This is a genomic window from Microbacterium meiriae, assembly GCF_040685015.1.
In the GTDB taxonomy this organism is placed as follows: domain Bacteria; phylum Actinomycetota; class Actinomycetes; order Actinomycetales; family Microbacteriaceae; genus Microbacterium; species Microbacterium meiriae.
Genome location: NZ_JBFBHD010000002.1, coordinates 311,906 through 323,640 on the forward strand (window position 1 = coordinate 311,906; position 11,735 = coordinate 323,640).

Below are 11,735 nucleotides of genomic sequence, written 5' to 3' on the forward strand. Positions count from 1 at the left end.
CTATTCCCGATGACCAGGAATCTCGTCGATCTGCTCTGGCGGCACAGCCCCGCGGCTCCCGTGGCTCGGCAGCGCGGTCCGAAGGCGCGCCACTCGACGGATGACGTCGTGGATCGTGCCGTGGCGCTGGCTGACGCCGAGGGCCTCGGCGCGGTGACGATCCGGTCTCTCGCGCAGTGTCTCGAGCTGACTCCGATGTCGATCTACACGCACGTCAACAGCCGCGCCGACCTGCTCGTCCTGATGGCGGATGCGATGCACGCCAGGATGCCCACCGAGCCTGCGCAGGCGTCCGGGTGGCGCGCGGAGGTCCGGGCGGTCGCCGAGGACAACCTGCGCCTCCTCCGGGCTCACCCCTGGCTCATCGACATCCACGACCCGCGGGTCGCGCTCGGCCCTGGCACCATCGCCAAGTACGACCGGGAACTCCACGCCTTCGACGGCCTCGGCCTCACCGCCGTGGATCGTGATGCGGCGCTGAGCTTCGTGCTCGACTTCACTCTCTCCGCGGCAGCACGCATGCGGGAGGAGGAGAGCGCGGATTCGTTCGCGGCCTCGTGGGCAGAGGCCGCACCGCGTCTGGCGGCCTATCTCGGTGACGGGATGCCGCTCGCCCGGTCAGTGGGTCAGGCTGCCGGGGAGTCGATGGGCGCCCCCTACGACGCTCGAGCAGCCTGGGACTTCGGTCTCGCGCGCGTCATCGACGGGCTCGCCGGCACCTGACCCTCCTTCGAATCGCGCGATTGGTCGTATCCGGCTGCGGAAAGGAGCCAATCGCGCGACTCGAAGTCAGTCCTGGGGCTTCACGATCGCGATGGCGCCGGTCTCCGCGGCGACCTTGCGGCGGTACAGACGGCGCTGCTCCGGAAGCGAGACGTCGAACGTCACGGCGAGGATGCGGATCACAGCCGTCACGACGATGCCGATGACCGCCGCGAGCGGGATCGGCATGCCGACCGCGTTCGCGACGACGATGAACGTGCAGCCGGCCGCGGCGGCCACCGCGTACAGGGAGCCGACGTGCATGATGGCGGTCGGCAGCCCCATGAGCATGTCGCGGAGGACGCTCCCGCCGACCGCGGCGCACACGCCGATGAAGACCGCGGGTACTTCGGGGATGCCGAAGGCGAGGGCCTTGCTCGTTCCGAAGGCGCCGAACATGCCGATCACCACGGCGTCGAGCACGACGATCGCGGTGTTGAGTCGCGTGAAGAGTCCGGCCAGCAGCATGCCGAGCAGCGCGGCACCCGCGGCCGTGACCAGGTACCACTGGTTCTGCAGCGTCGCGGGAGTCTGCCCGAGCAGGATGTCGCGGATGAGACCGCCACCCATGCCGATCATGATCCCGATGATCGCGACGCCCAGCCAGTCGAGCCGACGCTGCCCTTGGAACCCGGCGGCGAACATCGCGCCCTGCACTCCGCCGAGGCCGACGCCGAGGAGGTCCGCCCACAGCGGAATGGTGAAGAGCGGTTCGGTCACGCGTCCATTGTCGCGCACGGAGGATAATCGAAGGGTGCCCACCTACCGAGACGAAGCGGTGATCCTGCGCACCCACAAACTGGGGGAGGCGGATCGCATCGTCACGATGCTGTCCCGGCGGCACGGGAAGGTGCGCGCGGTCGCGAAGGGTGTGCGTCGCACCTCGTCGAAGTTCGGCTCCCGCCTCGAGCCGTTCATGGTCGCGGATGTGCAGCTCTACGAAGGCCGCTCGCTCGACATCGTGCAGCAGGCCGAGTCGCTCGGGGCTTATGGCACGGACATCGCCGCCCATTACGATCGGTTCACCGCCGCGAACGCCATGGTCGAGACGGCGGATCGGCTCAGCGACGCCGAGGCCACCCCGGAGCAGTACCTCCTGCTCGTCGGCGGGCTGCGGGCGCTGTCCCGCGGCGAGCACGCCCCGCGCAGCATCCTCGACTCGTACCTGCTGCGGGTCATGTCCCTCTCCGGGTGGGCGCCGTCCCTCGAGGACTGCGCGCGCTGTGGAGCCCCGGGGCCGCACTCCGTCTTCGTCGCGCAGCTCGGCGGCCTGGTCTGCCGTGCCGACGCGCCCGTCGGGAGCCCCCGGATCGCCGAGAAGACCCTGACGCTGCTGCGCGCGCTGATCCGCGGGGACTGGGACCTCATCGACGCCGCCCCGCACGCCGACACGGCGGCTGCATCCGGCCTCGTCGCGGCGTATGCCCAGTGGCACCTGGAGCGCGGCATCCGCTCGCTCGCGCACGTCTCGTCCACCCCCGGAGAAGGAGCACGGTGAGCCCGAAGCCCTACACGCACAAGGACGCGGTGCCCTACCGGCCGATCGACTGGACGGGCGTGTATCCGCCCGCGTTCCCCGCCGTCCCGGAGCACGTCGCCATCGTCATGGACGGCAACGGCCGCTGGGCGAACCGCCGGGGGCTCAACCGCATCGAGGGGCACAAGGCAGGGGAGGAGGTGCTGCTGGACGTCGTCGCCGGCGCGATCCAGGCCGGCGTGAAGCACCTCTCCGTCTATGCGTTCTCCACCGAGAACTGGGCTCGTTCGCCGGAGGAGGTCCGCTTCCTCATGGGCTACAACCGCGATGTGCTGCACCGCCGTCGCGATCAGCTCAACGAGTGGGGCGTGCGGGTCCGGTGGGCCGGGCGCAAGCCGCGCCTGTGGGGCAGCGTCATCAAGGAGCTGCAGTATGCCGAGCAGCTCACCCGCGACAACGACGTGCTCACCCTCACCATGTGCGTCAACTACGGCGGACGGATCGAGCTCGTCGACGCGATGCGGGCGATCGCGGCCGATGTCGCGGCCGGGCGGGTGAAGCCGAACGCGATCAGCGAGAAGATGATCCGCCGGCACCTGTACGTGCCGGACATGCCGGACGTGGACCTGTTCCTGCGCAGCTCGGGGGAGCAGCGCACCTCGAACTTCCTGCTGTGGCAGTCGGCCTACGCCGAGATGGTGTTCCTCGACACGCTGTGGCCGGACTTCTCCCGCGAGGAGCTCTGGCGTGCGATCGGGGTCTACCTCTCCCGCGACCGCCGCTTCGGCGGCGCGGTGGACACCCCGACGTCGGCCTGAGCCCGCAGCCAGCGCTCCGTCTCGCGCGGATGCGTCAGCCGCACGATCGTGAGATGCGGGAAGCGCTCCTCCACCTGGGGGAAGCGCTCGGTCCATTTGTGGAGCGTCGCGGTCTGCCACGCCAGGATGCTCTCCTCCGGCGTGCTCCCCACCATCCGCCAGATCGGCTTTTCGACGTTCCCGTTCCACATCCGGGTGCGGAGGATGCTGCGGCTGAGGGTGCGTCGGAGCAGACGCGACCGCACCACGCGGTACGGGTAGTCGAGCCAGACCGCGAGCTGCGCCCTCGGAGTCAGGATCTCGTCGGTGCCCTTGCTCGTGTACTGCCACTCGGTCACCCAGCGCTCGTCCGCCGCGAAGGCGCGCACGTCGTCGAGGAACTCCGCCCGCGGGGTCCACTCCGGACCGTGGAACAGGCCGTCGATCTCCACGTGCCGCAGCTCCCAGAGCGCGGCGAGTCGCCGGGAGAGTGTCGTCTTCCCCGAGCCGGTGACACCGGCGACGAGCACGCGCTCGGGCCGGAAGGGAAGCGGATCATCGGCGGAGAGCATCCGAGGATTCTACTGACGGAATACGTCGGACGCGCGGGCGGTTGATGATCGTGTGACTGAACCCATCTCCATCGACATCTGGTCCGACATCGCCTGCCCCTGGTGCTACATCGGCAAGCGCAACCTCGAGAAGGGTCTCGAAGCCGTCGCGGCCGATGACGATGCTCCGCAGGTCACCGTCACCTTCCACTCGTTCGAGCTCTCGCCCGACACCCCCGTCGACTTCGACGGCGACGAGATCGACTTCCTCTCCGGTCACAAGGGCATGCCGCGCACGCAGGTCGAGCAGATGTTGGCCAACGTCACGAACGTCGCCGCGAACGCGGGCCTGCAGTACCGGTTCGACCTGCTGCAGCACACGAACACCGTGAAGGCGCACGAGCTGCTGCACTTCGCGAAGGCCGAGGGGCGCCAGCACGAGATGGAGGAGCGGCTCATGTCCGCGTACTTCACCGAGGGCAAGCATGTGGGGCGCATCGACGACCTCGTGGCACTCGCGGCCGAGGTCGGCCTCGATGCCGATCGCGCCCGCGCCGCGCTCGAGAGCGAGCAGTACCTCGCCGATGTCCGCCAGGACCAGGCGCAGGCTCGCGCGTACGGGATCCAGGGCGTGCCGTTCTTCGTGGTCGACGGTCAGTACGGCATCAGCGGCGCGCAGCCGCCTGCGGCGTTCGAGAACGTCATCCGCGACCTCTGGGCGCAGCGGAGCGCTGCCGTCGAGGCCTGACCCGCTCCGGCAGGCGACGGCGGGGACCCCGGGTCGGGGGTCCCCGCCGTTTCGCCGCCTGGCCTCAGATGCGCTGCTGGCGGGGGCCGAGGGGCAGCGGCTTCATCGGCTGATCGTTCGCGGTCAGGTCGATGCCCAGGTCCCTGGCGTAGACGACCCTTGTGGTGATCGCGACGTCCTCGCCGGTCTCCTTCAGCTCGAAGACCCGGCCCCCACGCATGCGGTTGCGCTCGGCGCCGGAGAGGCCGTACGCGCCGAAGCCGGTTCCCGGGGCGTATCCGAGCATCACGCCGTAGTAGTCGCCGACGTAGTCGTTGATGTGATCGTGTCCGACGAACACGCCCTTCACGTCGCCGCGCTCGAGGATCGCGTTGAACATCCCCGAGTTGAACGGACCGGGGCATTCGTCCTCGTTGCGCTCCCCGACGATGCCGTGACGGGCCTTGCCGCGCGCGGCGTCGGCCGCCGTGCGGGTGTCGACGCCACCCCACCACATGAAGCGGTGCTCCCACAGCGCGATGTGCAGGAACATGAGCCCGGGGACCTTGCGGCCGCGGCGCTGCTCCAGACGCTGTGACTGCTCGCGGTACCACGCCACCTGGTCCATGCGCAGCCAATCCCACGCGGGGTAGCCGGCGAAGTCCTGGCCGTCGATGGCATCCGGCGCGTATCGGCCCGAGTCCATCAGCCAGAGCGCGAACGCCTCCCGGTTCTTCTTCGCAGCGGAGCCGATCGTGACGATCGTGTTGCTCGTGCCCGTCACGCCGCGGGTGTTCTCGGCGTTCACGTTGTACTCGTACGAGCGGTAGATCTTCAGCATCCCCGCTTCATCGACACCGGACTGCGGCAGCGAGTCCTCGTCGTGGTTGCCATAGGTCACCGCCCATGGGATGCGGCGGGACTCCATCGGCATGACGACGTTGTTGATCGCCTGCTTCACGGCCAGCCGCGTCTCGCACCCGCCGGTGATCACGTCGCCGTTGATGACCACGAAGTCCGGCTTCTCCTGGTCGAGCACCTTCTCCATCAGCTCGACGGTGCGGCGGTCGGTGAGCTCGTCGTCCTGCGTGTCGTTGAACTGCACGACCTTGAAGGTGCCGTCGGCGCGGAACCGCAGGTTCCGCCGCTGTCCGGTGCCGGGCGAGGCGGGAACCGTCGCCGCTGCGGCGGGCGCGGTGCCGAGGGGGAGGGTGGTGCCGAGTGCACCGAGTGCTCCCGCGGTGAGGACGGTTCGCCGGCTGATCGGCAGTCGGTCGGGCATGCGTGGTCTCCTTCGTCTTCGGGCGGATATCGCCGCGGCGAGACTAGGGACATCAGATGTCGACGGGGAGGCCGGAAGGTGAACGCGGCCCGTCTCCGTGGCGCCGCGGGAGCGGTGCCCACGTGACGTGGAGGTGAACGACCGGACTCAGCGGGGGAGAGCGGCCTCGATCGCCTCGACGATCTCCGGCGCATCGGGCTTCTGCTTGGGACGGAAGCGCAGCACGTCGCCGTCCGGCAGCACGAGGAACTTCTCGAAGTTCCACTCGACGCGGCCGGCCTTGCCACCCGCGTCCGGCGTCTCCTTGAGTGCCTTGTAGAGCTCCGCGGCGTTCTTGCCGTTGACCTTGACCTTGTCGTTCACCGGGAAGGAGACGCCGTAGGTCGTGGAGCAGAACTCGAGGATCTCGTCGACCGAACCGGGCTCCTGACCGAAGAACTGGTTGCAGGGGAACCCCACCACCGTGAAGCCGCGGTCGCCGAATCGGCGCTGCAGCTCCTCCAGCTGCTCGTACTGCGGGGTGAGGCCGCACTTGGAGGCCACGTTCACCACGAGCACCACATCGGCACCCAGATCGTCCAGAGTCTTCTCCTGCCCCTGGGCGTCGGTGAAGGGGATGGAACGGAGCGCGGAATCGGTCATATGCACAGCTTAGGTCGCCGCATCCCCACCGGCTCCGGGTCTGGGAGAATGGACACGCCATGACTGTCGCCACCGCCCCCGCCCGCCCGCTCCGCATCGGCCCGATCGACCTCGACGTGCCGGTCGTCCTCGCGCCGATGGCCGGGATCACGAACACGGCGTTCCGGCGCCTGTGCCGGGAGTACGGGGCCGGCCTGTACGTCAGCGAGATGATCACGTCGCGCGCCCTCGTCGAGCGCAACGAGACCACCATGCGGCTGATCCGGCACCACGAGTCGGAGACGCCGCGCTCGATCCAGCTCTACGGCGTCGACCCGAAGACCATCGCCGAGGCCGTCCGCATCATCGTCGCGGAAGACCACGCCGACCACATCGACCTCAACTTCGGCTGCCCGGTCCCCAAGGTGACCAGGAAGGGCGGCGGGGCGGCCCTGCCGTGGAAGTCGAAGCTCTTCGCGGACATCGTCGATCAGGCGGTGAAGGCCGCCGGCGACATCCCGCTCACGGTGAAGATGCGCAAGGGCATCGACCGCGACCACCTCACCTTCCTCGACGCCGGCCGTGCCGCAGAGGATGCCGGGGCCGCAGCCGTCGCCCTGCACGCGCGCACCGCGAGCGAGTTCTACTCCGGACACGCCGACTGGAGTGCGATCGGCGAGCTCAAGCAGGCGGTGACCAGCATCCCCGTGCTCGGCAACGGCGACATCTGGTCGGCCGAGGACGCCGTGCGGATGATGGCGGAGACCGACTGCGACGGCGTGGTCGTCGGCCGCGGATGCCTCGGACGGCCGTGGCTGTTCGGGCAGCTCGCCCTCGCCTTCGGCGGAGACGGCAAGACGGTCGATGCGACCCTCGGCTTCGTCGCCGACGCCTTCCGCCGGCACGCGGAGCTGCTCGTCGAGTTCTTCGAGGACGAGGACCGCGGCTGCCGCGACATCCGCAAGCACGTCTCCTGGTACTTCAAGGGCTACCCGGTCGGCGGCGACATCCGGACGGGGCTGGCGACTGCGTCGAGCCTGCAGGAGATCGACGACCTCCTCGGACGGCTCGACCGTGCGGCACCGTACCCTGGTGCGGACGCCGAAGGGCAGCGCGGACGCGCGGGGCACCCGAAGAGGACCGCTCTTCCGGAGAAGTGGCTGGAGTCGCGCGAGCTCGCCTCGTCGGCCTCGGAGATGATGCGTGGAGCGGAGATCGAGAACAGTGGCGGATGACCCCCGGGTCGGCGCACGCGCCGACGGCTATGACGCGCGCGACGCGGAGCGCTTCTTCGCGGAGACCCATCGCTCGGAGCGGGACGATTTCGCCCGCGACCGTGCCAGGGTGCTGCACTCGGCCGCGCTGCGACGGCTCGCCGCGAAGACCCAGGTGCTCAGCCCCGCCAGCACGGCCGACTTCGCCCGCAACCGCCTGACGCACTCGCTCGAGGTCGCCCAGGTCGGCCGGGAGCTCGCCGCCGCCCTCGGGGTCTCGGCGGATGTGGTCGACACCGCGTGCCTGAGCCACGACCTCGGTCACCCGCCGTTCGGTCACAACGGCGAGCGGGCGCTGAACGAATGGGCTGAGGCCATCGGCGGCTTCGAGGGCAACGCCCAATCGCTGCGCATCCTCACGCGTCTGGAGGCGAAGGTGCTCGACGGGGGCGGCTCCTCCGTCGGTCTGAACCTCACGCGGGCGACGCTCGACGCGACCTGCAAGTACCCGTGGACGGTCGACAGTCCCGTCCCCGACCCGGGGGGCCGGCTCAAGTTCGGCGTGTACCCGGAGGACGAGGCCGTGTTCCGCTGGATGCGGGACGGAGCGCCGGGGCGGCTGCGCTGCATCGAGGCCGAGATCATGGACCTCTCCGACGACATCGCCTATTCGGTGCACGACTTCGAGGACGCGATCGTCAACGGCTACGTCGACGTCGCGCAGCTCGCCGATCCCGCTGCCCACGAGGCCCTGCTCAGCCGGATCCAGCAGTGGGTCGGTTACGACTTCACGCGTGATGAGCTCGCCGATGCGCTCTACCGGCTCGCCTCGCAGCCGATGTGGCTGGCGTCCTTCGACCGCTCCCGACAGGATCTCGCGCGGCTCAAGAACCTCACCAGCGACCTCATCGGCCGGTTCGCACGGGCGGCGGTCTCCGCCACGCGCGAGGCGTTCGGAGGCACGCGGCTGGTCCGCTACAACGCGCATGTCATCGTGCCGCGCGTGGTCGAGGTCGAGATCGCGGTGCTCAAGGGGATCATGGGTCAGGCGATCGTCACGATCGACGCCAGGAAGGGTGTCTACAAGGAGCAGCGGCGGGTCCTCAAGCGGCTGGCCGACGCCCTGTGGTCCACCGACACCCTGTGGTCTGCCGGCGCCGACGTGCTGGAGCCGGCGTTCGCTGCCGACTTCGTCGCGGCGGAGAGCGATGCGGAGCGGGCGCGGGTGGTCGTCGATCAGATCGCGAGCCTGACCGATCAGAGCGCGATCGACTGGCACAACCGGCTGGTCGGGGAGATCGACCCGGCGGAGGTCGGCATCTGGACGCCGCGTCATGCACGCCCCGGCGCGCGCACGCCCGTCGAGAGGCGGCCCGTCGCAGAAGGCGCGCGCTGATGCCCCGCATCCGCCAGGCCGACGTCGACGAGGTCAAGGCCCGCACCAACATCGCCGACATCGTGGGGGAGCGGGTCGCGCTCAAGTCCGCGGGCGTCGGCTCCCTCAAGGGCCTGTGCCCGTTCCACGACGAGAAGAGCCCCAGCTTCCACGTCCGGCAGCAGGTCGGCTACTACCACTGCTTCGGGTGCGGGGAGTCGGGCGACGTCTACTCCTTCCTTCGAGCGATGGATCACGTCAGCTTCACGGAGGCGGTCGAGCGGCTCGCGGGCCGCATCGGCTACACACTGCACTATGAGGACGGGGGTGCGGCGCCGGAGACGAGCGGCCGCAGCCGGCTCTACGCGGCGAACACGGCCGCCGCGGAGTTCTTCCGCTCCCAGCTGCTGTCGCCCGATGCCGAGGCCGCCCGCCGATTCCTCGGGGAGCGCGGTTTCGACGCGGGCGCGGCGGCGCACTTCGGCGTCGGCTTCGCCCCGCGGGGCTGGGACGGCATGCTCAAGGCGCTGACCTCCCAGGGATTCACGCGGGAGGAGCTGAGCACCGCGGGCCTCGTCTCGACGGGACAGCGCGGCGTCTACGACCGGTTCCGGGGGCGCCTGGTGTGGCCGATCCGGGATGTGTCGGGGCAGACGATCGGCTTCGGCGCCCGCAAGCTCTTCGACGACGATCAGGGCCCCAAGTACCTCAACACCCCCGAGACACCGATCTACAAGAAGGCCCAGGTCCTCTACGGGCTCGACCTCGCCAAGCGCGACATCGCGCGCGGCGACCCCCGTCGGGTCGTCGTCGTCGAGGGGTACACCGACGTGATGGCCTGTCACCTCGCGGGCCTGACGACCGCGGTCGCGACCTGTGGGACGGCGTTCGGCGCCGAGCACATCAAGGTGCTCCGGCGGGTGATGGGCGATGACAACGCGTCCGGTGAGGTCGTGTTCACGTTCGACGGCGACGAGGCGGGACAGAAGGCCGCACTGCGGGCGTTCACGGAAGACGACAAGTTCAACGCCCAGACCTTCGTCGCGGTCGCGCCCGACGGCCTCGATCCGTGCGACCTCCGGCTGCAGCGCGGCGACGCGGCGGTGCGCGGCCTCATGGACGCGAAGCAGCCCATGTTCGAGTTCGCGATCGACCGCAAGCTCGCCGGCTTCGATCTCGCCACCGTCGAGGGCAGGGTCGGTGCTCTCCGTGCCGCGGCCCCCATCGTCGCGGAGATCCGCGACCGGCTGCTGCGCCCCGGGTACGAGCGGGTGCTGGCGCGCCGGCTCGGCATGGATCCGACCGAGGTGCACGGGGAGGTGGAGCGTGCCGCCCGTGGGGCGCAGTCCGCCGCGCCCCAGACGCGTCGAGAGAGCACGCCGCGGGTCGACCCGTCCACGGGAGCTCCCGTGGTCGCTGCGGTCACACTGGCCAGCCTGCCCCGCTCACCCGACGTCGCCGTGGAGCGCGACGCGCTCATGGGGGCTCTGCAGTACGGACACCAGGTCGATGCGGCGCTGCTGACCCGGGCTCTCGCCGAGCCGTTCCGCACACCCGGCCTCGACGCGGTGCGCGAGGCGGTCGCGGCCGCGCCCGACCGCAGCCGCCCCGGATGGGTGACGGACGCGGTGAACAGTGTGCGCGAGCCCTACCGCTCCCTCGCCGGCGAGCTGTTGATGACACCGTTCCCGGCACGGGATGAGGCCGGAGCGGTGGCCTCCGCGACCGATCTCGCGCGACGCCTGGTGCTGCGGCAGCTCGAGCACGAGAAGCAGGAGCTGCTGGGCGCGGTCCAGCGCGTCCCTGCGGACTCCGACGGCGGGCGCGCGCTGCGGGTGCGGCTGCGGGACATCGACGTGGAGCGCCAACGCTTCTTCGCCGAGTCGTAACCGGAACGGTCCCGGACGAGACGGCAGGATGGACATATGCCCCGCACGCCCGAATCCTCGAACGCGATCGAGTGCTCCGATCTGGTCATCGACCGGATCGGTCACGGCGCGCCCAATCGCGCGGTCGACGGCGTGACGTTCTCGCTCGCTCCCGGGGGGCTGATCTGCGTCGCGGGACCGACCGGCTCGGGCAAGTCGACCCTCGTCGCCGCGCTCGCGGGCTCGACCGATCCCTCGGTGCGCGTCGTCGGCGGCCGGGCACAGGTCTGCGGCATCGACATCCGCCGCCCAGGCCGCAAGCACCGCATCCTCACCTACCGCACGGGCTTCGTGCCCCAGGGCGCCGGGGCGGACCTGCCGCCGCAGCTGACGGTCAACGAGGTCATCGCCGAGCCGATCCTCATCCGGGAGAAGCGCGTCAACACCCGCGCGCTCTCGATCCGCGTGGCGACGCTCCTCGATGAGCTCCACCTGCCGCTCGGGACCGCGGCGAAGTTCCCGTACGAGCTGAGCGCGGGGATGCGGCAGCGCGTCGCGATCGCCCGCTCGTTCGTGCTGGAGCCGCGCGTGCTCATCGCCGACGAGATCCTCGCGAACCTCGATCTGGAGGTGCGGCCGGTGGTCTTCGACGCCATCACCCGGCGTCGCAAGGAGGAGGGGATGGCCGCGCTCCTGGTCACCAACGACGCGGACTTCATCCGGGAACTCAACGCCGAGACGCTCATGCTGCGTGGGGGCCATGTCGTCGCGCGCGGCGTCGGGAAGGACCTGCTGTGGGTGCCCAATGCGGAGTCGGATTCACGCCGCTGAGCGCGACACGCCCGACGGCCGCGGAAGGTGCCCCGGTGTCACGAACCGCGTCCGGAGTTTGCTAAGCTTGACGAGTTGCCCGCACAGCGGCGCACATTCCTCGGTAGCTCAATTGGCAGAGCAGCCGGCTGTTAACCGGCAGGTTCTTGGTTCGAGTCCAAGCCGGGGAGCCAACGAGAGAAGCCCCCTCCACGGAGGGGGCTTCTCTCGTATCCGGACCGCACGATCGC

12 protein-coding genes and 1 tRNA gene are annotated in these 11,735 nt (G+C 70.0%); 9 read left to right on the forward strand and 4 right to left on the reverse strand.

Translation table 11 applies throughout. The features are described 5' to 3' along the window. The first annotated feature begins 9 nt into the window (after positions 1-9). Positions 10-723, forward strand: a complete 714-nt coding sequence (locus tag AB0N68_RS09995) for a TetR/AcrR family transcriptional regulator (protein ID WP_280564308.1) — start codon at positions 10-12, stop codon at positions 721-723. Positions 724-789: 66 nt separating this feature from the next. Here AB0N68_RS09995 and AB0N68_RS10000 read toward each other — a convergent pair whose 3' ends face one another. Then, on the reverse strand, positions 790-1,482 hold the full coding sequence (locus AB0N68_RS10000) for a trimeric intracellular cation channel family protein (RefSeq protein ID WP_101845374.1): 693 nt from the start codon (positions 1,480-1,482) through the stop codon (positions 790-792). A gap of 34 nt (positions 1,483-1,516) precedes the next feature. Here AB0N68_RS10000 and recO point away from each other — a divergent pair, with 34 nt between their 5' ends. Further along, on the forward strand, positions 1,517-2,260 hold the full coding sequence (recO, locus tag AB0N68_RS10005) for a DNA repair protein RecO (RefSeq protein ID WP_280564313.1): 744 nt from the start codon (positions 1,517-1,519) through the stop codon (positions 2,258-2,260). Continuing rightward, positions 2,257-3,057: an isoprenyl transferase gene (locus tag AB0N68_RS10010; protein WP_259952224.1), complete on the forward strand. Its 801-nt coding sequence runs from the start codon at positions 2,257-2,259 to the stop codon at positions 3,055-3,057. The genes recO and AB0N68_RS10010 overlap by 4 nt, the downstream gene beginning before the upstream one ends. Here AB0N68_RS10010 and AB0N68_RS10015 read toward each other — a convergent pair. After that, the gene (locus tag AB0N68_RS10015; protein ID WP_280564315.1) at positions 3,000-3,608 is read right to left on the reverse strand and encodes an adenylate kinase family protein; all 609 of its coding nucleotides are present in this window, start codon (positions 3,606-3,608) and stop codon (positions 3,000-3,002) included. The two genes, AB0N68_RS10010 and AB0N68_RS10015, sit on opposite strands and share 58 nt — an antisense overlap. 52 nt (positions 3,609-3,660) lie before the next feature. Between AB0N68_RS10015 and AB0N68_RS10020 the strand changes: the two genes are divergently transcribed. Continuing rightward, positions 3,661-4,335 (forward strand): DsbA family oxidoreductase, encoded by a 675-nt coding sequence (locus AB0N68_RS10020; RefSeq protein ID WP_259952229.1) that lies wholly within the window; start codon positions 3,661-3,663, stop codon positions 4,333-4,335. Positions 4,336-4,399: 64 nt separating this feature from the next. On the opposite strand, the gene AB0N68_RS10025 is transcribed toward AB0N68_RS10020, so the two are convergent. Together AB0N68_RS10025 and AB0N68_RS10030 are read right to left on the reverse strand one after the other, a co-directional pair. After that, positions 4,400-5,596: a metallophosphoesterase family protein gene (locus tag AB0N68_RS10025; protein WP_187661650.1), complete on the reverse strand. Its 1,197-nt coding sequence runs from the start codon at positions 5,594-5,596 to the stop codon at positions 4,400-4,402. Positions 5,597-5,743: 147 nt separating this feature from the next. Beyond that, positions 5,744-6,238: a glutathione peroxidase gene (locus AB0N68_RS10030; protein WP_187661649.1), complete on the reverse strand. Its 495-nt coding sequence runs from the start codon at positions 6,236-6,238 to the stop codon at positions 5,744-5,746. Between the two features lie 59 nt (positions 6,239-6,297). Here AB0N68_RS10030 and dusB point away from each other — a divergent pair, with 59 nt between their 5' ends. The 5 genes from dusB (at position 6,298) to AB0N68_RS10055 (ending at position 11,678) form a co-directional block, all read left to right on the forward strand. Then, on the forward strand, positions 6,298-7,452 hold the full coding sequence (gene dusB / locus AB0N68_RS10035) for a tRNA dihydrouridine synthase DusB (RefSeq protein WP_280564322.1): 1,155 nt from the start codon (positions 6,298-6,300) through the stop codon (positions 7,450-7,452). Then, positions 7,442-8,827, forward strand: coding sequence for a deoxyguanosinetriphosphate triphosphohydrolase (locus AB0N68_RS10040; RefSeq protein ID WP_187661647.1), 1,386 nt, complete (start codon positions 7,442-7,444; stop codon positions 8,825-8,827). The genes dusB and AB0N68_RS10040 overlap by 11 nt, the downstream gene beginning before the upstream one ends. Further along, entirely contained in the window at positions 8,827-10,695 is a 1,869-nt protein-coding gene (gene dnaG, locus AB0N68_RS10045) for a DNA primase (protein ID WP_187661646.1), read from the forward strand. Before AB0N68_RS10040 ends, dnaG begins: the two co-directional genes overlap by 1 nt. 36 nt (positions 10,696-10,731) lie before the next feature. Further along, positions 10,732-11,505 carry an ATP-binding cassette domain-containing protein gene (locus tag AB0N68_RS10050; protein WP_187661645.1) on the forward strand — a complete coding sequence of 258 codons (774 nt, stop codon included), beginning with the start codon at positions 10,732-10,734 and terminating at the stop codon, positions 11,503-11,505. Between the two features lie 97 nt (positions 11,506-11,602). After that, positions 11,603-11,678: transfer RNA gene (locus tag AB0N68_RS10055), tRNA-Asn, on the forward strand. Positions 11,679-11,735 lie beyond the last annotated feature (57 nt).